Genomic DNA, 17,620 nt, shown 5'->3' with positions numbered 1-17,620 from the left:
CGGCTGGCACCGGACGAGGCGACGGTCACAGCCAGTCGTGTTCGCGGGCGTAGCGGGCCGCCTCGTGGCGGGTCCTGGTCTGGGTCTTGCGCATGGCGTTGGACAGGTAGTTGCGCACGGTGCCCGGGGCGAGGTGCAGGCGCGCGGCGATGTCGGCGACCGAGTAGCCCTCGCCGGTGACCCGCAGCACGTCGACCTCCCGGTCGGTCAGGGGGCAGTCCTCGGTGACCGCGAGTGCGGAGACGTCCGGGTCGATCCAGCGTTTGCCCGCGTGCAGGGTGGCGATGACCGAGGTGATGTGGGCCGGCTCGGCGGACTTGCTGACGAAACCCTGGACGCCGAGCTTCAACGCCTTGCGCAGCACACCCGGACGGGCGTGCCGGGTCAGCATGAGGATCACCTGCTCCGGCCGCACCCGACGGATCTCCGTGACCGCGTCGAGGCCGTCCAGGCCGGGCATCTCCAGGTCGACGACCAGCACGTCGGGCCGGTGCCGCAGGGTGGCCTCGACGGCCGCCCGGCCGTCGCCCGCCTCGGCGAGCACGGTGATGTCACCCTCCATCGGCAACAGCGCCGCCAGGGCGGTGCGCAGCAACGCCTCGTCGTCGGCGAGCACGATGGTCGTCACCGGACACCCTCCCCCGACGTCGACCCGACCCCGCCGTCGCGCGACGGCGGCAACACCGCAGCCGTCCAGAACCGCCCGTCGCGCTGTTCCACGGTCAGCTCACCTCCGTCGTCCGCCACCCGTTGCCGCAGCGCCGCCAGCCCGCGAAGCTCGGGCAGCACGGCGGTGGTCACGCCGTCGTTGACGATGGTGATACCCGACTCGCCGAGCGTGATCCGCACCTGGGTGGCCTGCGCGTGCCGCAGGATGTTGGTGGTCGTCTCCCGCAGCACCTGTCCGAGCAGTTCGCCGGCGCGGGCGTCGACCTCGGCCTCCCGGCTCACCCGGACCCGGATGCCGGCGGCCTCGAACAGGTTCTTCGCGTTCTCGATCTCCGCGGTCAGGTTCAACCGTCGTTGCGCGTGGGCGAGTTCCTTGGTCTCCGCGATGGTGCCGCTGACCAGGGCGTACGTCTCCCGCAGCTCCTTGTCCGCGCGCGCGGTGTCGCTGTCCAGCAGCTTCCGGGCCAGCGCGATCTTCAACTTCACCACGTGCAGGGTGTGGCCCTGGATGTCGTGCAGGTCGCCGGCGAACCGGACGCGTTCCCGGACCACTGCCAGCTCCGCCTCGCTCTCCCGGGTCTGTTCGAGCTCACGGATGAGGTCGAAGAACCGTTCGCCGAGCACGGTCGCCACCGTCACCAGGACCGTGAGCAGGGTCGGAATGAGAACGTAGTTCACCAGAGTCTGACGTACGCCGTCGTGCGGCACCAGCAGTCGCGCCGCGCCGACGAGGGCGACATAGGCGAACAACCCGGCCGCCGCCTGCCGCCACCACCGCGGCACCTCACGCAGGACCAGGGAACCCACCGCGCAGATCCCCCAGTACGCGTTGGGGCTGCCGGTCACCAGGGCCCCCAACGGCCACACCGCCGCCGCGACGACCACGCAGGGCAGGGCGAACCGGGCCAGGTCGTTGGCGGTCCACCGCTCGAAGGCCACCACCGCCGCCACGGCACCCGGCACCAACACGACCACGTGCCACCAGACCCGCGCGTCGAGATAGACCAGGGCAACGGCGGCGAACACCACCGGCGGCAGTGACGTCACCAGGTTGAGCCGGCGCAGTCTGCCCTGCGTCGACTCGGTGAAGCGCCGCGATCCTCCGGTCATCCCCCCAGTATCCGGCGGCCACCGGCCGCGAACAGTGACGCCACGTCACACGTGATCGTGACACCACGCCACTGACGTTGCGGCCCTGCCGGCGCTGTCATGGACACATGTCCACCACACCCGTCATCGCCGTCGACCGGCTGAACCTCACCTACGGCGACTTCCACGCCGTCAGAGACCTCACCTTCGAGGTCCGGCCCGGGGAGCTCTACGCGTTGCTGGGCACCAACGGGGCCGGCAAGACCTCGACCCTGGAGGTGGTCGAGGGGCATCGGAACCCGACCTCCGGCACCGTACGCGTCTTCGGGAACGACCCCCGCAACCGGCGCGTAGTACGTCCCCGGATGGGCGTCATGCTCCAGGAGAGCGGCTTATCCCCCGATCTGACCGTCCGCGAGTCCGTGGGTCTGATCGGCCGGCTCACCCGACGCACCGACGACGTCGACCGGGTGCTCGACCTCGTCGACCTCACCGACCGGGCCGGCCGGCAGGTGTCGCAGCTCTCCGGCGGGGAGAAGCGCCGGCTGGACTTCGCCACCGCCATCTACGGCACCCCGGAGCTGATCTTCCTGGACGAGCCGACCACCGGCCTGGACATCTCCTCCCGCGACGCGGTCTGGGCGACGGTGGACCGGATGCGGGAGAACGGCGCGACCATCGTGCTCACCACGCACTACCTGGAGGAGGCGCAGCAGCGCGCCGACCGCATCGGGCTGATGCACCAGGGCACCCTCCACCGGGAGGGCACCGTGGCCGAGCTGACCCGTACCCTGCCCGCGGTCATCCGTTTCTCCCTGCCCACGGCGGCGCCGACGCTGCCGCTGTCGGGCGACGTCGACGCCGACGGCAGGGTCGTGGTCGAGACCTTCACCCTGCAACAGGACCTGCACCTGCTGCTGCGGTGGGCTCAGGAGAACGCTGTGGAGCTGCGGGACCTGCAGGCCGGACCGACCCGGCTCGACGACGTGTTCCGCGCCATCGGCAGTTGACCCATCTCCTGGAAAGAAGTGCCACCATGTTGTCCATCGCGTCCAGCGAGCTGATCCAGATCTTCCGCAACCGGCTGGTGCTGATCACCAGCCTCATCGTCCCGGTCGCGGTCTGCGTGTTGTTCGTCCGCCAGCACGAGACCTTCGCCGCCATCGGCAGCCTCGGCTACATCGCGGCGATCGTGCTGTTCACCGTGACCGCGTTCGGCCTCTACGCCACCGCGGTCACCACCCTGGCCTCCCGACGGCAGAACCTCTTCCTCAAGCGGCTGCGGTCCACCGCCGCCAGCGACGTGAGCATCCTCACCGGCCTGCTGCTGCCCGTCGTCGTCCTCGCCGTGGTGCAGGTGACCGCGATCCTGATCGCGCTGGCCGTCGTCGCCGGGGGGCCGTCCGACGTCGTCCTGCTCGTGGTGGCGACCATCGCCACCCTGGCCATGATGGTCGCCCTGGCCCTGGCCACCGCGGGACTGACGAACTCCCCCGAGCACGCCCAGGTCACCACCCTGCCGGTCACCCTCGGGGTGATCGCCGTGGCCAGCTGGGTGGGCATCACCGGCACCGCGGAGCTGGCCTGGCTCAAGCGGCTGCTGCCGGGCGGATCGGCCACCGAGCTGACCATGAACGCCTGGAACGGCGGTGTCGCCGTGACCGACTCCCTGCTGCTGCTCGGACCCACCCTGGGCTGGGTCGTCGTCGCCGTCGCCCTGGCCAACCGACTCTTCCGCTGGGAGCCCCGCCGATGACCACCGACGACCTCGACCGCCCCGACACCCCGACGCTGGCCGAGGATCTCCTGCTGCTGCTCTTCCAACCCGCCTCCGGGACCATCGCCGGCGAGAACACGCTCTTCTACGTCCTCGCCGGGGCCGTCCTCGCCGATTTGGCCCTCGCTGATCGGCTGACCACGGAGAAGCGGGGCCGGATCAGCAGCACCGGGGACCGCCCGCCCGCCGCCGACCTGCTCCGCCCGGCCTGGGACTACCTCGCCGAGAAGCCGCGCGGGGTGCAGACGGTGCTCGCGGCGATCGGCCCCGCCCTGCGCGCACCGGTGCTGGACCGGCTCACCGCACGCGGCGACATCGACCAGGCACCCCGCAAGGTGCTCGGCCTGTTCCGCACCACGGCGCTGTCGGACGGCCGGACCGGACGCCGGGCGCGGCTGCTCGCCGAGGTCCGGCAGGTCCTCGTGGACGGCGCCGAACCGTCCACCCGCGCCGCGGCGCTCGGCGCGCTGCTCTCGGCCAGCGGGACGCTCCCGCAGTTCGACCCCGAGATCCCCTGGACGTCACCGGTGATCACCCGGGCCAAGGAACTCGAACGCGGCGACTGGGGCGCCGACGCCGCGGCGCAGGCCGTGACCCGCACCGTGACGGCCACCGTCGTCAACAGCGCCATCGTGGCCATCACCGTGCTGCCGCGGAACCAGTAACCCGGCCCGGCACGGGCCGGACCCACCACGACAAGGAGATCAACATGACCGAGCCACAGTTCTTCACCACTGCCGGCATCGGTGAATGGATGCTGGAGAACCGGCACTACCACCAGGCGGTGCGGATCGGTGACCGGGTCGACATCTCGGGTCAGGGCGGCTGGGACGACGAGATCACCTTCCCCGAGGCGCTCGAGGACGAGATCGCCCGCACCTTCGACAATGTCGAGCGCGCCCTGGCCACGGCCGGCGCCACCCTGCGGGACGTCGTGTCCGTGGACTCCTTCCACGTCGCCGACGCCCCCGGCGTCATCGACGAGGCGCACGGCCGGTTCATGGTCGAGCAGTTCCGTAAGCGGATGGGTGACCGTTCGCCGGTGTGGACGATGATCGGCGTCGCGGCTCTGGCCGCGCCGGGGATGCGCGTCGAGATCCGGGTGACCGCCGTCGTCGGTCAGGCCGGACCGAGCTGACGCGGGATGCGGGTGCCGGGCCGGTCTCCCTCCGGCCCGGCAGCCGTCGGAATCCGGCTGTCTCAGTCGCTGACCCGGCTGCGGGACTGGTACAGCAGGTCCTCGTACTCGGGGTGCCGGGCGATCCACATCGCGAAGAAGGGGCAGGTCGCCAGCACCCGCAGCTTCGCGGCCCGCGCCTCGTCCAGGGCGGTGCGGGCCAGCGCGGACCCGACGCCCCTGCCCTCGTACGCCGGCCCGACCTCGGTGTGCACGAACGCGACGAGCTCCGCGGTACGGATGTACTCGGCGACGCCCGCGATCTCGTCCTTCCCGTCGACCCGGGCCTCGTACCGCTTCGCCTCGGGCACGTCGATCACGTCAACCGCCATGGGGTCCTCCATAGATCATCGGGGTGGGTCCGCGTCCACCCTAACCACGAGACGGTTGATACATCAACCTTTTGGTCACGTGTCCACCGGACCGGCACGTGGCCGACCTCAGTCGGGCTGCTTCGCCATGTGCGCCAGGACGCGGTCGCAGATCCGGGCGAGCGTGTCGAGATCCTCCTGGTCGAGGGCGTCGACGAACAGCCGGCGGACCTGCTCGACGTGCATCGGCGCGGCCTCCTCGATCGCCCGGTAACCCGCCGGGGTGACGACGATGAACGCGCCGCGGCCGTCCTCGGGACACTCCTCCCGGGTCACCAGACCCCGCTTCGCCATCCGCCCGACCTGGTGGGACATCCGGCTCTTCTCCCACTCCACCAGCTTGGCCAGGTCCAGGAACCGCATCCGCCCGCCGCCGGTCTCGGTGAGATTGGCCAGCACGATGTAGTCGGAGGCGGACATGCCGGAGTCGGTACGGACCCGGCGGGACAGTCGCCCGAGCAGCGTCTCCTGCATCCGGATGAAACTGTCCCAGGCGGCCTTCTGCTCGGAGTTCAGCCAGCGCGGCGTTGCCGTCATGCGGGGAGTGTAACGAGGCCGTGGACAGCTCACCTGCTCCGCTGACATGGCTTACTGTCGATGTTCGGCCGCCGGCGCCGGTGAGCCGCTTCCCTGCCGGTGGGGTGTCAGCGGTCGGGCAACTCGCGAGACCACCCTCTCGCCATCGCACTCCGCCACGTCGTGTAGAACGGGTCATCGACCACCGCAACGCCGCGCCGCAGTGAACGGGAGGGCATCCTGTGCCGCCGACGCCGCCAAGCATGGGAGCACATGGTGTGGAAGTCGAGCCGATAGACCCGTCGCACGTTCGTGGAAGTGTCGACCCACGGTGATTGAGGCGCTCGGACTGACAAAGCACTACGGACGGGTGCAAGCGGTGCAGGATGCAAGCTTTACCGCCTACCCCGGGAGGGTGACCGGCTTTCTCGGGCTCAACGGCTCGGGAAAGACGACCACTCTGCGGATGCTGCTCGGACTGAGTCGCGCGACGGCCGGAGAGGCCCGGATCAACGGTCGCCGGTTCCGTGACCTGCCACATCCGGCGAGAGAGGTCGGTGCCGTTCTCGAGCAGGGGATCAGCCATCCCGGCCAGTCCGGCCGGGCCCACCTGACGTCCCAGGCGATCCTGGCCGGCGTCAGGCGGTCGCGAGTCGAGGAGCTGCTCGACGACGTCGGGCTGGCCCATGCGGCGGGTCAGCGAAGTGGTGCCTACTCGCTGGGCATGCGGCAGCGCCTGGCGGTGGCCACCGCCCTTCTCGGTGACCCACCGACGTTGGTCCTCGACGAGCCGGCGAACGGCCTCGACCCCGAGGGGGTCGCCTGGCTTCGCCGGCTGCTGCGCGACCACTGCGGCCGGGGCGGGGCCGTCCTCGTCTCGAGTCACCTGCTGGCCGAGTTGGCGCAGTTCATCGATGATGTGGTGATCATCGTGAAGGGGCGGGTGACCTGTGAGGCACCGCTCGCCAGTCTGTACGGCGCCTCGGCGGGACGGCTGCGGATCCGCAGTCGTGACCAGCGTCGACTGTGGCAGGCTCTACAGGGAGCCGGCGGACGGGTCACGAGAAGCGGCGACGCTCTGCAGGTGACGGGACTTACGCCCGAGAGCGCGGGTGAGATCGCCTTCCAGGCTCGCGTGCCGTTGTACGAGCTGACCGTCGAGACTCCGGACCTCGAACAGATCTTCCTCGACCTGACGGCTGCCTGATGCTCAAGATCGTACGCAGCGATCTGCACCGGACGGCCACTATCCGTTCCAGCCGCATCTCGCTGATCGTCTCTGTCGCACTGGGCACCCTCATTGGTTCGGTGAACATCGACGCCTGGGGGCTGTTGGCGGGTATGGTCGCCTTCGGACTCGCCGCGACAATGGTGGCCCAGCACTACCAGCACCGGACGGCTGTTCTGCTCTATCTCACCGTGCCGAGACGGATCGCGGTACTCGTCGGCCAACTGATCGCGGCGATGATTGTCGCCAGCGGTTTCGTGGCGGTCAGCGGCTTGACGCTCCTCGTCAAAGGTGCCGCTGACAGGTACCTGAACCTGCTTACCGTCGTGCCGTTGATGGCGGTGTTCGGGGCGGCCGGTGCGGCAGTGGTACGCCGGCCTACCTGGTTCTTCCTCGGATGCGCGGGCTGGTTCGTCTTTGTTGAGGGCCTGGTCGGCAGGCTGCAGGCGCCGCTACCGTTCACCGCGTTCATCAGTGCCGGCTCGGGTGACGTCGGTGGACTCCTGCTCGCCTCGGGTTGGGCCGCCGTGGCATCCGTCGCCGCCGGAGTCGCTGTGGGCCGCGACCTGACGAGTGACTGAGTTAGGACCAGCAGTGGGCGGTACAGCGGTGCTCGTGCCGGTCTCGGGTGGCGAGAATCGCGTGGACACGCGGGTGCGGGCCGAGCACAGTCAATCCCATGGAGAAGCCCGTAACGGTACGCCATCGCTCCATGGACGAGATCACCGCCGGCCTGCACGTCGTGCGGCAGTCCCCGCGGGGTGTGGGCACCCTGGCGCTGGCCGTACGCCGGCCGGCCGTCGGCGCCCGGGAGGTGCTGGAGCTGGCCGAGCTGGACCCGGATGCCGGGCTGATCGGCGACAGCTGGGGGCAACGACCGAGCTCCCGGACCACCGACCGGTCACCGCACCCCGACATGCAGCTGAACGTGATCAACGCCCGCTTCGTCGAGTTGATCGCCGGCCCCGACCGGGACGCCTGGGCGCTCGCCGGTGACCAGCTCTACCTCGATCTCGACCTGAGCGTCGACGCCCTGCCGGCCGGCACCCGGCTGGCCATCGGTGACCGGGCCGTCATCGAGGTGACCGACCAGCCGCACACCGGCTGTGCCAAGTTCGCCGCCCGGTTCGGACGTGACGCCCACAAGATCGTCTGGACCGAGGAGGGCAAGTGCCTGCGGTTGCGCGGCCTGAACGCCCGCGTGGTGGTCGGCGCCACCATCTCCCCGGGCGACCCCGTCCGGCAACTCGCCTGAGCGGCATCGGGGCTCAGCTCAGCGACTGCGCGCCGATGACGGAGAGCATCCGCAGCTTCTCGTGGCTCTCGGTGCCCGGCACGGCGGTGTAGACCAGCAGCGCGTGCGCCTGTCCCGGGTCGACGAGCTGCTGGCAGTTCAGCTCCAGCGCGCCGACCTCGGGGTGGACGAAGTGCTTGACCTGGTGGGGGCGTACCCCGATCTCGTGGTCGTCCCACACCCGCCGGAACTCCTCGCTGCCGGCCAGCAGCAACTCGGCCAGGCGGGCGGCCCGGGAACCGGGCCCCCGGAGGGTGACCAGCTCACGCAGGCCCGAGGCCCACATCCGGGTCAGGAACGGGTGCTGCTCGGGTGCGTAGAGCCGCCGGGCGGCGGGGTCGGTGAACCAGCGGTACCCCGCGCTGCGGGCCGGCCCGACGTAGCGGGTGGTGTCCCCGGTGAGCGCGACGCCCAGCGGGGACTGCCGCAGCGTCTCGCCGAGTTCGGTGACGATCTCGGCGGGGGTGTCGGCCAGCCGGTCGAGCACCCGCAGCAGGCCGGGGCTGATGTGGTCGGTGGGCGTACCGCGCGGTGGTGGGGTGTGACCGGCGAGGCGGAACAGGTGGTCGCGCTCGTCGACCGACAGGTGCAGGCCCTGCGCGATCGAGGCGATCATCGACCGCGACGGCTGCGGTCCCCGTTCCCGCTCCAGCCGGGAGTAGTAGTCGACCGACATGTGGCACAACGACGCGACCTCCTCGCGGCGCAGGCCGTTGGTCCGGCGCCGCTGCCCGCGCGGCAGGCCGACGTCCTCCGGTTGCAGTGCCTGCCGGCGGTTCCGCAGGAACTCCGCCAGCCCGGTGCGATCGATCACGACGCTTCCCCCTTCGAGTGCTGGCCCCGTTTCTACCGCCTGCCGGCACGGGTAGCCACGGCCCGTCGATCCCCCCATCCGCCGCCCCGGGGGACCCGCGAGCCTGGGATCGGAAGGCCGTGGTTACTTCCGGGAACCCGGCCCAGGATCGATGGCGTACCCGAGGAACGCATCGACCAGGGAGCAGAAACCATGCCACGCACACCTATCGACATCACCGTCCCCGACCTGTCCGGCAAGCGTGCCGTCGTCACCGGCGCCAGCGACGGGATGGGTCTGGGCATCGCCACCCGGCTCGCCTCGGCCGGTGCCGAGGTGGTCCTGCCGGTGCGCAACCCGCGCAAGGGCGAGGCCGCGATCGCCACGATCCGGCAGGCCGCGCCCGGTGCCGACGTCTCGCTGCGCAGCCTCGACCTGTCGTCGCTGGAGTCGGTCGCCGCCCTGGGCGACACCCTGCGCTCCGAGGACCGGCCGATCCACCTCCTGATCAACAACGCGGGCGTGATGACGCCGCCGAACCGGCAGACCACGGCCGACGGGTTCGAGCTGCAGTTCGGCACCAACCACCTCGGCCACGTCGCGCTGGTCGGCCGGCTGCTTCCGCTGCTGATCGCCGGCCGGGCCCGGGTGACCTCGCAGGTCAGCATCGCCGCACGGCGGGGACGCATCGACTGGGACGACCTGAACAGCGAGCGGTCGTACGACGCGATGCGGGCCTACCGCCAGTCGAAGATCGCGTTCGGCCTGTTCGGACTGGAGCTGGACCGGCGCAGCAGGACGCACGGCTGGGGTATCACCAGCAACCTCTCCCACCCCGGGGTGGCCCCCACCAGCCTCCTGGCGGCCCGTCCCGAGCTCGGCCGCAGCCGGGACACTCCCCAGGTCCGCGTGATCCGGGCGCTGTCGGCCCGCGGCGTCCTGCTGGGCACCGTCGAGACCGCGAAGCTGCCCGCGCTGATGGCGGCCACCGACCCCACCGCCCGGCCGGGTGCCCTCTACGGGCCGCGTGGGCCCGGCAACCTCGGTGGCCCGCCCGCCGAGCAGCGGATGTACCCGCCGCTGCGCAGCGTCGAGGAGGCCGGACGCGTCTGGGCGGTCTCGGAGCAGCTCACCGGGACCACGTTCGCCCCGGTCTGATCACGACCCGGTGCCGCCGGATTCGCCGAACCGGCGCTGCCTGCGGAAACAGGCAATAGCGTGGTCAGTTAAGGACAGGCGGCGCCCGGGTGGCCGGCCGAACCGATCGTGGGGGTGTCCATGCGCGGGCCGAGACGTGGTCCCGTCTGGGCGGCGCAGTTGTGGCTCCAGCAGCGCCGGCGCGGCTGGCGTACCCGACGGGAGCGGCACGCCGAGCGGAGCCTGCGCCGGCGCACGGACGAGCGGGCCGACCGCCGACCGGGGTGGCGGTACCACCGCGGGGTGCAGTGGGCAATCCTGACCGCTGCCGGCCTGCTGGTCGCGTGGACGCTGTTCTCGCTGGTGGTGACGATCGCCGACAACGAGCCGGGTTTTCTCCCGATCTCCCGGTGGTGCGCCGGGAGCCAACCACGGGCGTACTACTGCGGGGAGGTGGAGGGCTTCGTCAAGGGCCCCCTGTTGGTGGCCCTCGGCCTGGCCGTCTTCTTCTGGCGCTACGCCCCGGTCCGCCGCTGGTACCGCCGCAACGTGCTGCGGAACCCACCTGCATCGACGACTGCCCCTTCCGGTTGTGTCCGTTGCCGCCGAAGGGAGACGAACTGCCCTACCGGATGGACGAGGTGTTCTGCGCCCACCAGGTCGATCTCGTCGGGTCCTGGTTCCGCTCCCCCGCCCCGGCGACGTGGCAGGCGGTCAACCGGGACGACCTGCGGACCTTCTGGCGGGAGATGTCGGAACGGATGGCCCCCGCCTGGCGCAAGTGAGGGCACCCGCCACCCCGCCCCGAAGGCCGATCCCGACTCAGCCCGTGGTGGGAGTCGAATCTCGCACCTGCGCAGGATGCGACCTCTCGAAAGCCAACGAGAATATTCGATATGTTTTGTACTGTTCGGACACTGAAGGCGGTGGCCGCCGGCGTGACGCTGGTGGCCACCATCGCTGTCGTACCCGCCGCCGCCGCCGAGCGGGCCGGACCGGACGCCGACGGGCTGGACCGTGCCGGGTTGCGCGCCGCGCTCGCCGCGGTGCCCGAGGCCGGCGTCCCGGGCGCGCTGGCCGCCGTGCGCGACGGCCGGCAGGACTGGCGCGACGCCGCCGGTCAGGCGTACCTGACCAGTCCTCGACCGATGCGGCCCGAACTGCGGCACCGCATCGGCAGCGTCACCAAGACGTTCGTCGCCACCACCGTGCTGCAACTCGTCGACGAGGACCGGGTGGGTCTCGACGATCCGATCGGGCGGTGGCTGCCCGACGTCGTGCCCGCAGAACTCGGCCGCCAGGTCACCGTCCGGATGCTGCTGAACCACACCAGCGGCATCGGCAACTACACCAACGAAATGATCGACTCGTACGCGGCGATCAACACGATGCAGGTCACCACGTACGCCCCGACGGAGCTGGCCGCCACGGGACTGGCCATGCCGCCGACCAACGCCCCCGGTGCCGCGTTCAACTACTCCAACACCAACTACGTCCTGGCCGGACTGGTGATCGAGGCGGTCACCGGCAACGACGCGGCGGCCGAGATTCAGCGGCGCATCCTGCGGCCCCTGCGGCTCACCGGCACGTCCCTGCCCGGCGCCGACCCGACGATCCGGGGCCCGCACAGCGGCGCCTACTTCGCCCCGTTCGGCGCCCGTGACCTCAGCGAGTTCAACATGAGCTGGGCGTGGACGGCCGGCGAGATGATCTCCACCGCGGCGGACCTGAACACCTTCTTCCGGGCGCTGCTCGGCGGTGACCTGCTCAGCCCCGCCACCCTCGACGAGATGCTCGACGGCGTGCCGATGCAGCCGGGGCAGCCGGCGGCCGGCCGCTACGGTCTCGGCGTCCGCGCCGTGTCCACCCCGTGCGGCGAGTTCTGGGGCCACGACGGTGTGGTCCTCGGTCACCTGACGGCCTCGATGCACAGCCGCGACGGTGCCCGCCAGGTCTCCACCGGGATCAACTTCAGCCATTACCAGGCCGGCCTGCCCGACGCGCACCCGGTTGACGTCGCCTGGAACACCTTCCTGCTCACCGCGATGTGCCCGGCCGGTGCGGCGGAGAGCCGCTCGGCGGAGGCAGCGCCGCCGCTGCCCGGCCTCACCCGGCTGCCGGGCGAGATCGCGATGCCCTGAGGTGCCCGTACCCCGGCAGTGATCCGCCGTGGTCCCCTGTAGCCGGCGGGGACCACGGCGCCGGCCGGCCGGTCAGGACCGGCGCCGGCCCACCGCCTGGATCTCCACGAGCAGGTGCGGGTGCGGCAGCTGGTGCACGGCCACGGTGGTCCGGTGTCCGCGCTGCGCGAGCTCACCGTTCCGGCGTCGCGACCGAAGGAGATCGGCGGACGGCGGAGATCCTCGGCGAGCGGCTCGGGGTGGACGTGGTGTGCGACGCCGACCTGCGGGAGAAGTCGTACGGCGAGGCGGGCGGGCGTCCGCAGGCGTGGCTGGACGAACGGTTCGTGCCACCGCCGGCCACCGGTGAGCGGATGCGCCACGACGAGGGCGTACCCGGGGCGGAGACGAAGTGGGAGCAGGCGGTGCGGGCCTACGCGGCGCTGGAGCGGATCCTGCGGTCGACGGTGGAGCAGCAGGTCGTGGTGACCCACGGCGGGACGGCCACGTTCCTGCTCGCGGCCTGGATCGGCATGCCCCTCGACGCGGCGGGCCTGGTCGGCGTCCGCTTCTCCCCCGGCAGCATCACCCACCTGCGCGAGGACGACCGCTTCCACAACCGCTGGATCGTCCACCTCAACGACACCGACCACCTGGCGTGACCCGATCCAGTAGGGACCGGGCCGGCGGGGCCGGGTCGTGTCGCGGTGTTGCGCCCCGGCCGCGAGCTGTCAGGATTGGGCCACGAAGCCGAGGACGCGGGGCGAGGAGCAGAGTCGTGAGCGACTGGAACGAGAAGATCATCGCTGAGTTCCGTGCCAACGGTGGCAAGGTGGGCGGCCAGTTCGCCGGCGCCCCGCTGCTGCTGTTGCACACCGTCGGCGCCCGAAGTGGTCAGCTCCGGGTGAACCCGATGATGTACCAGCAGGTGGAGGGTGGGTACGCCGTGTTCGCGTCCAAGGCCGGCGCACCCACCAATCCCGACTGGTACCACAACCTGCTCGCCCACCCGCAGGTCCGGGCCGAGATCGGCACGGAGACCGTCGACCTGGTCGCCCGGGTCGCCGCCGGGGACGAGCGGGAACGGATCTGGAGCGCGCAAAAGGCCGCGTATCCCGGCTTCGCCGACTACGAGCGCAACACCGACCGCCAGATCCCGGTCGTCGTCCTGGAGCCGGCGTCCTAGTCCGCCGGATCGGTGCGGGCCGGGCCGGCGACCGAGTAGCCGATCAGCCCACCGACGGCCAGCACCGCCGCGGTCACCGTGGCGGCCCGACTGTCGGGCGGTTGGCCCTGCCACGTCGCCATCGCCGCCCAGGTGCCGTCCTGCGGGTACAGGGCCGCGATGATGGTCCAGGCCAATGGCAGGAACCACGACCGGCCGGCACCGAGGACCGTCGCGCACGCCGCCGTCAGGCCGAGCAGACCGGCGGCATCGCGGACCACCAGGGCGGCCGGCCCGAACCGGGCTCCGGTGTGCCGGGTGGCGAGCAGGACCGCCAGGACGACCACCAGGCCGGCGAGCAGATGCCCCGCGCGTCGCCAGGGCCAGCGCATCGACGCGGTCCGGTCGAGGTTCTCGTCCGGGCCGGCGAGGGTGGGCGCGAGGGCCGCGACCATCAACAGGACGGTCAGCACGACCACCATCGGGGTGACGTCCCGGTCCTTGGCGAAGGCCAGGGACAGCGCCCAGACCACCGCCGCGCCGCCGAGGGCGACGGCCAGGGCCAGGGGCACGCGTCGCGACCGCAGGTAGAGCAACGTCCAGGTCACCTGGTGCTCCTGGAGAGCAGGCCGGCGGGATCCAGGCAGGCCGTCAGGGCGTCGCGGACCGCGGTGACCCGGGCCAGGGCCTCCTCCTCGGGCAGCTCACGCAGTTCCTGCCAGAGGGTGACCGCCGCGGCGTTGGCCTCGGGATCCTCGGAGATCGTTCCGGGCACCACGTCGACGTCGGACTGCGGCGCACGGCCCAGCAGCCAGTAGGCCGCCGCCCGTTCCACCACCACGTTGCGGTTGCGGCACTGCCCGTCGTACGGCACGCCCAGCCCTCTGACGACCCCGGGGACGACGGAGACCGGGTGGGCGAGCCGGCCACTGCGGTCGATCCGGATCTCGATCGTGACGACGCCCTCGCGGGGGGCCGGCCAGGACTCCTCGTCCCCGATCGTCCGGGTGTCCTCGTGCACGGCGGTCGGCGCGGCCGGCAGTTTCGCCAGCGCCGCCAGGCCTTCCCGGGCCAACGGGGTCACCGGGTCGAGCACGGTGGCGTGCACCCGGCTGACGCAGACCGTCGGGGTGTCGTCGGTGCACACCAGTTCCCGCGCGACCGGGTCGACCGGCCAGGTGAGCACGTCGGGATCCCGGGGCACGACCGCGGTGGCCGCCACCAGCCCGAGCACCACCGGCACCACCGTCGCGGTCCGGGTCCGCCAGCCGCCGCCGACGAACAACAGCAGCCCGGCGACGGCGAGCGCGGCCAGCCAGATAGCCAGCGCACCGCTCACCCGGTTGTCGATCGTCTGGTAGTCGTGGAACCGGCCGGTGCCGTGGATCGGGGAGATCGCCGCGGCCAGCCAGTCGGGGGGCACGACGGCGCTGACGAAGGCCAGCAGCACCCCGGACACGCCCAGGGCCGGTGCGGTCACCAGGGCGGGAAGCATCCGCCCGATGCCCAGGCCGAGCCAGGCCGCGCCGATCAGCGCCAGCACACCGACGCCGGTGACGACGGCGAACGGCAGTACGGGACGGTACCGGGCGGTGTCGCTGATCCAGGCGACGCCCGCCGCCGTCACCAGCAGGTAGGCGACCGTGAGGGTGAGGGCCATCGCGGCGAGGACCGGCAGCATCCGCCGGGCGGGCGGCCGGGCGGTGCTGGCGAACAGCTCCCCCACCCCGCTGCGGTGCTCCCGGCGGCCCTGCCAGGCTCCGGCGGCCAGGGCCAGGGGCCACATCAGGAGCAGGTACTCCCGGGTGACCATGGCCAGCGCCATCCAGCCAACGGACCACCGGCCGGTCGCCAGGTAGAGCGCGCCGACCCCGACCACCACGGTGACCAGTGCGGCGCCGGGCGCGGCGGAGCGGCGCAGTTCGATGCCGAGCACGTTCATCGGGCGACCTCCGCGCGGTGGCGGCGCAGCAGCGCGGAGTAGCCCCGCTCGGCCGGGCTGTCCCCGGCGTGGCCCCGGTCGCCCTGGGCGGTCAGCGCGTCGGGCGTGCCCTGCCACACCAGGCGGCCCTCGTTGACCAGTACGACGTCGGTGCAGGCCACCGCCACGTCCTCGACCAGGTGGGTGGAGACCAGTACGCAGCTGTCGGTGCCGAGGTCACGGATCAGCTCCCGGAAGTCGAGTCGCTGTTCCGGGTCGAGGCCGACGGTCGGTTCGTCGAGCAGCAGCAGCCGCGGGTCGTTGACGATGGCCTGCGCGATGCCGGCCCGGCGCAGCATGCCACCGGAGAGCGTCTTCAGTCGGGCGTCGGCCTTGATGGTGAGTCCGACCCGGTCGATGGCCCGCTGCACCGCGTCCGGGATGTCCGCCTTCGGCATCTCCTTGAGCCAGGCCAGGTATCCGACGAACTCGCGGACTGTGAACCGCGGGTAGTAGCCGAAGTGCTGCGGCAGGTAGCCCAGGGCGCGGCGCACCGGCCGCAGGTCGACGCGACCGTCGACCAGCTGCCCGAGCAGCGTCAACCGTCCGCCGGCCGGGGCCAGGACGGTCGCCAGGGCGCGCATCAGCGTGGTCTTCCCCGCGCCGTTCGGGCCGAGCAGCCCGTGCACGCCGGTGGTCAGGGCCAGGTCGAGGCCGTCGACGGCCAGGTGGCGTCCGGCCCGGACCTGCAGGCCCTCGGCGTGGATCGCCCAGGGATGGACGGTGGCGGTCGTCTCGACCGCGCGCACGGCACGCATCGTGGTCAGCTCCTTCAGTGGTGGTCGCAGGGCACGGTGGCGGCACGGCCGCAGATGGCCGTACCTGGCAGGCGGGGTCTAGTCGTGGTGGGAGAGGCGCCGGGTCGAGTCGAGCCGGAGCAGGGCCACCACGGTCAGGACGGTCGTGGCCAGCAGCCAGCTGCGGGTGCTCTCCGCCGACAGCAGCACCGGCAGCCGGGCGGCGGCGACGCTGGGGGTGACCACCACCAGCGTCCAGGCCGTGATCAGGCCGATCGCGGCGCGGTGTACCCCGACGAGGCTTCCCAGCAGCAGCGTGGCGGCGGTGAACGCCAGGCAGGGCAGCAGCATCAGGGCCAGTGACATCCCGGTGCCGGCACCGACCAGGGCGAGCGGGGGAACGACACACGCCAACACCGCGGCCGTACGCCGCAGCAGCGTGGTCAGGCCGGCGGCGGGGGTGGTGGCGATCAGCTCCCAGGCCGGGTCGGCCCGCCGGTGCCAGGCGACCGCCACGCCGGGAAGCGGGGCCAGCGGTGCGACCAGCAGCACCAGGGCGGGCAGCCCGACCCGCAGCGCGCCGAGCAGGGCAGCACAGGCGAGCACGGTGCCGGTCATCGCCAGCCACGGCAGGAGGGTGCCGACGAACCAGCGGTGGCGCAGCACCGACCAGGACCGGCTACGGCGGGCGGGCGGCGGTGCCGCCGCGATCTCGCGCTCCAGGGCCAGGGCGACCCGGTCGAGCACGGCCCGGCTGTCCACGGTGGTGCTGCCGGCCAGGCGGGCCCGACAGTCGGCGCAGTCCTCCAGGTGCACCTCGATGGCCCAGACGGCGGGCTCGTCGAGATCGGGGGCCCCGGCGGCGTACCTGTCGAGCTGGGTCAGGCTGGGGTGGTCGGTCACGACAGGGCCTCCCGCAGGGCGACCCGGGCCCGGCGGACGCGGGACTTCACGGTGTTCTCCGGTACGCCGAGCAGCACCGAGGCCTCGCGGGTCGAGAGCCCGTCGAGGACCGTCGCCCGTAGGGCGGCCCGGACCTCGGGTGGCAGGACGAGCAGGGCCCGCTCCAGGTCCTGGCCGATCCGGGCGGCCATCACCTCGTCCTCGGCGGCGGGGGCCGTGCCTGGAGTCAGCTGCACCCGGGTTACCTGGTCGGTGCGCGCCCGACGACGGAAGGCGTCGACCAGGCGGTGGGCGGCGATGGTCCACAGCCAGCCCACGGCACTGCCCTGCGCCGCCCCGCCGCCGGGCCGGGCACCGGCGAAGCCGCCGGCCGCCCGCCACACCGCGAGGTAGGTCTCCTGCAGCACCTCGGCGACCAGGTCGGGGTCGGCGCAGCGGCGCCGCAGGCGCACCTGCAACCACGGCGCGGTACGCCGGTAGAACTCGTCGAACGCCCGCCGGTCACCCCGGGCGATCCGGCGCACGAGTTCACCCTCGTCCGCCTGGTCCCTGCCTGTTCTCACACCCGGTAAGACGATGGGCGGGACCGGATCGGGTGCGGCTTTCGCGTGACCGCCATCACACTTTCCTCGGGTGGAGCGGGACCGGGACGACCCGGCCCGC

Annotated in this window: 22 protein-coding genes; 12 read left to right on the top strand and 10 right to left on the bottom strand. The window is 72.0% G+C overall.

The features are described from left to right. Positions 1–25: 25 nt before the first annotated feature. Together ACN28G_RS08935 and ACN28G_RS08930 are read right to left on the bottom strand one after the other, a co-directional pair. Positions 26–628 carry a response regulator transcription factor gene (locus ACN28G_RS08935; protein ID WP_091437148.1) on the bottom strand — a complete coding sequence of 201 codons (603 nt, stop codon included), beginning with the start codon at positions 626–628 and terminating at the stop codon, positions 26–28. Continuing rightward, entirely contained in the window at positions 625–1,779 is a 1,155-nt protein-coding gene (locus tag ACN28G_RS08930; RefSeq protein ID WP_421478883.1) for a sensor histidine kinase, read from the bottom strand. The genes ACN28G_RS08935 and ACN28G_RS08930 overlap by 4 nt, the downstream gene beginning before the upstream one ends. Positions 1,780–1,886: 107 nt before the next feature. On the opposite strand from ACN28G_RS08930, the gene ACN28G_RS08925 reads away from it, so the two are divergent. From ACN28G_RS08925 to ACN28G_RS08910, 4 genes are read left to right on the top strand one after another with little or no spacing between them, the layout of a single operon-like run. Continuing rightward, positions 1,887–2,768, top strand: a complete 882-nt coding sequence (locus ACN28G_RS08925; RefSeq protein ID WP_421478882.1) for an ABC transporter ATP-binding protein — start codon at positions 1,887–1,889, stop codon at positions 2,766–2,768. 26 nt (positions 2,769–2,794) lie between these two features. Beyond that, positions 2,795–3,514 carry an ABC transporter permease gene (locus tag ACN28G_RS08920; protein WP_421478881.1) on the top strand — a complete coding sequence of 240 codons (720 nt, stop codon included), beginning with the start codon at positions 2,795–2,797 and terminating at the stop codon, positions 3,512–3,514. After that, positions 3,511–4,200, top strand: a complete 690-nt coding sequence (locus ACN28G_RS08915; protein WP_421478880.1) for a GOLPH3/VPS74 family protein — start codon at positions 3,511–3,513, stop codon at positions 4,198–4,200. The genes ACN28G_RS08920 and ACN28G_RS08915 overlap by 4 nt, the downstream gene beginning before the upstream one ends. Positions 4,201–4,244: 44 nt before the next feature. Continuing rightward, entirely contained in the window at positions 4,245–4,673 is a 429-nt protein-coding gene (locus tag ACN28G_RS08910; RefSeq protein ID WP_091437137.1) for a Rid family hydrolase, read from the top strand. Positions 4,674–4,735: 62 nt separating this feature from the next. On the opposite strand, the gene ACN28G_RS08905 is transcribed toward ACN28G_RS08910, so the two are convergent. After that, a complete protein-coding gene (locus tag ACN28G_RS08905; protein WP_091446356.1) occupies positions 4,736–5,044 on the bottom strand; it encodes a GNAT family N-acetyltransferase in 309 nt (102 codons plus the stop codon). Positions 5,045–5,152: 108 nt separating this feature from the next. Then, complete coding sequence (locus ACN28G_RS08900; RefSeq protein WP_091437135.1) at positions 5,153–5,620, bottom strand: MarR family winged helix-turn-helix transcriptional regulator; 468 nt, start codon at positions 5,618–5,620, stop codon at positions 5,153–5,155. Between the two features lie 310 nt (positions 5,621–5,930). Here ACN28G_RS08900 and ACN28G_RS08895 point away from each other — a divergent pair, with 310 nt between their 5' ends. The 3 genes from ACN28G_RS08895 (at position 5,931) to ACN28G_RS08885 (ending at position 8,082) form a co-directional block, all read left to right on the top strand. Beyond that, positions 5,931–6,806 (top strand): ABC transporter ATP-binding protein, encoded by an 876-nt coding sequence (locus ACN28G_RS08895; protein ID WP_421478879.1) that lies wholly within the window; start codon positions 5,931–5,933, stop codon positions 6,804–6,806. Next, positions 6,806–7,408 carry a hypothetical protein gene (locus tag ACN28G_RS08890; RefSeq protein ID WP_421478878.1) on the top strand — a complete coding sequence of 201 codons (603 nt, stop codon included), beginning with the start codon at positions 6,806–6,808 and terminating at the stop codon, positions 7,406–7,408. The genes ACN28G_RS08895 and ACN28G_RS08890 overlap by 1 nt, the downstream gene beginning before the upstream one ends. A 98-nt stretch (positions 7,409–7,506) precedes the next feature. Further along, positions 7,507–8,082: an MOSC domain-containing protein gene (locus tag ACN28G_RS08885; RefSeq protein WP_421478877.1), complete on the top strand. Its 576-nt coding sequence runs from the start codon at positions 7,507–7,509 to the stop codon at positions 8,080–8,082. A gap of 13 nt (positions 8,083–8,095) precedes the next feature. On the opposite strand, the gene ACN28G_RS08880 is transcribed toward ACN28G_RS08885, so the two are convergent. Next, positions 8,096–8,935 (bottom strand): helix-turn-helix transcriptional regulator, encoded by an 840-nt coding sequence (locus tag ACN28G_RS08880; RefSeq protein ID WP_421478876.1) that lies wholly within the window; start codon positions 8,933–8,935, stop codon positions 8,096–8,098. 192 nt (positions 8,936–9,127) lie between these two features. Between ACN28G_RS08880 and ACN28G_RS08875 the strand changes: the two genes are divergently transcribed. The 5 genes from ACN28G_RS08875 to ACN28G_RS08855 all read left to right on the top strand — a co-directional run bounded on the left by ACN28G_RS08875 (position 9,128) and on the right by ACN28G_RS08855 (position 13,357). Beyond that, the gene (locus ACN28G_RS08875) at positions 9,128–10,072 is read left to right on the top strand and encodes an SDR family oxidoreductase (RefSeq protein WP_421478875.1); all 945 of its coding nucleotides are present in this window, start codon (positions 9,128–9,130) and stop codon (positions 10,070–10,072) included. Between the two features lie 578 nt (positions 10,073–10,650). Further along, on the top strand, positions 10,651–10,836 hold the full coding sequence (locus ACN28G_RS08870) for a hypothetical protein (RefSeq protein ID WP_421478874.1): 186 nt from the start codon (positions 10,651–10,653) through the stop codon (positions 10,834–10,836). Positions 10,837–10,977: 141 nt separating this feature from the next. Next, positions 10,978–12,192 (top strand): serine hydrolase domain-containing protein, encoded by a 1,215-nt coding sequence (locus ACN28G_RS08865; RefSeq protein WP_421478873.1) that lies wholly within the window; start codon positions 10,978–10,980, stop codon positions 12,190–12,192. Continuing rightward, a complete protein-coding gene (locus ACN28G_RS08860) occupies positions 12,099–12,833 on the top strand; it encodes a histidine phosphatase family protein (RefSeq protein ID WP_421478872.1) in 735 nt (244 codons plus the stop codon). The genes ACN28G_RS08865 and ACN28G_RS08860 overlap by 94 nt, the downstream gene beginning before the upstream one ends. 116 nt (positions 12,834–12,949) lie before the next feature. Further along, positions 12,950–13,357, top strand: coding sequence for a nitroreductase family deazaflavin-dependent oxidoreductase (locus ACN28G_RS08855; RefSeq protein WP_421478871.1), 408 nt, complete (start codon positions 12,950–12,952; stop codon positions 13,355–13,357). On the opposite strand, the gene ACN28G_RS08850 is transcribed toward ACN28G_RS08855, so the two are convergent. The 5 genes from ACN28G_RS08850 to ACN28G_RS08830 all read right to left on the bottom strand — a co-directional run bounded on the left by ACN28G_RS08850 (position 13,354) and on the right by ACN28G_RS08830 (position 17,520). Then, on the bottom strand, positions 13,354–13,944 hold the full coding sequence (locus tag ACN28G_RS08850; protein WP_421478870.1) for a hypothetical protein: 591 nt from the start codon (positions 13,942–13,944) through the stop codon (positions 13,354–13,356). The two genes, ACN28G_RS08855 and ACN28G_RS08850, sit on opposite strands and share 4 nt — an antisense overlap. Beyond that, positions 13,941–15,278: a hypothetical protein gene (locus ACN28G_RS08845; RefSeq protein WP_421478869.1), complete on the bottom strand. Its 1,338-nt coding sequence runs from the start codon at positions 15,276–15,278 to the stop codon at positions 13,941–13,943. Before ACN28G_RS08845 ends, ACN28G_RS08850 begins: the two co-directional genes overlap by 4 nt. Next, entirely contained in the window at positions 15,275–16,075 is an 801-nt protein-coding gene (locus ACN28G_RS08840) for an ABC transporter ATP-binding protein (protein WP_421478868.1), read from the bottom strand. The genes ACN28G_RS08845 and ACN28G_RS08840 overlap by 4 nt, the downstream gene beginning before the upstream one ends. Before the next feature lie 78 nt (positions 16,076–16,153). Then, positions 16,154–16,957, bottom strand: a complete 804-nt coding sequence (locus tag ACN28G_RS08835; RefSeq protein ID WP_091437109.1) for a hypothetical protein — start codon at positions 16,955–16,957, stop codon at positions 16,154–16,156. Continuing rightward, on the bottom strand, positions 16,954–17,520 hold the full coding sequence (locus ACN28G_RS08830) for an RNA polymerase sigma factor (protein ID WP_175440517.1): 567 nt from the start codon (positions 17,518–17,520) through the stop codon (positions 16,954–16,956). Before ACN28G_RS08830 ends, ACN28G_RS08835 begins: the two co-directional genes overlap by 4 nt. Positions 17,521–17,620 lie beyond the last annotated feature (100 nt).

Source organism: Micromonospora sp. WMMA1923, assembly GCF_049179195.1.
GTDB classification, from domain to species: Bacteria; Actinomycetota; Actinomycetes; order Mycobacteriales; family Micromonosporaceae; genus Micromonospora; species Micromonospora yangpuensis.
The sequence above is the reverse complement of the archived record's forward strand: the minus strand, read 5'-3'. Positions and strand labels throughout refer to the sequence as shown.

Coding starts and splice junctions, on each gene's coding strand:
- ACN28G_RS08885 (WP_421478877.1), top strand. CDS start 7,507: ATGGAGAAGCCCGTAACGGTACGCCATCGCTCCATGGACGAGATCACC.
- ACN28G_RS08910 (WP_091437137.1), top strand. CDS start 4,245: ATGACCGAGCCACAGTTCTTCACCACTGCCGGCATCGGTGAATGGATG.
- ACN28G_RS08930 (WP_421478883.1), bottom strand. CDS start 1,779: ATGACCGGAGGATCGCGGCGCTTCACCGAGTCGACGCAGGGCAGACTG.
- ACN28G_RS08915 (WP_421478880.1), top strand. CDS start 3,511: ATGACCACCGACGACCTCGACCGCCCCGACACCCCGACGCTGGCCGAG.
- ACN28G_RS08920 (WP_421478881.1), top strand. CDS start 2,795: ATGTTGTCCATCGCGTCCAGCGAGCTGATCCAGATCTTCCGCAACCGG.
- ACN28G_RS08890 (WP_421478878.1), top strand. CDS start 6,806: ATGCTCAAGATCGTACGCAGCGATCTGCACCGGACGGCCACTATCCGT.
- ACN28G_RS08900 (WP_091437135.1), bottom strand. CDS start 5,620: ATGACGGCAACGCCGCGCTGGCTGAACTCCGAGCAGAAGGCCGCCTGG.
- ACN28G_RS08840 (WP_421478868.1), bottom strand. CDS start 16,075: ATGCGTGCCGTGCGCGCGGTCGAGACGACCGCCACCGTCCATCCCTGG.
- ACN28G_RS08925 (WP_421478882.1), top strand. CDS start 1,887: ATGTCCACCACACCCGTCATCGCCGTCGACCGGCTGAACCTCACCTAC.
- ACN28G_RS08845 (WP_421478869.1), bottom strand. CDS start 15,278: ATGAACGTGCTCGGCATCGAACTGCGCCGCTCCGCCGCGCCCGGCGCC.
- ACN28G_RS08875 (WP_421478875.1), top strand. CDS start 9,128: ATGCCACGCACACCTATCGACATCACCGTCCCCGACCTGTCCGGCAAG.
- ACN28G_RS08905 (WP_091446356.1), bottom strand. CDS start 5,044: ATGGCGGTTGACGTGATCGACGTGCCCGAGGCGAAGCGGTACGAGGCC.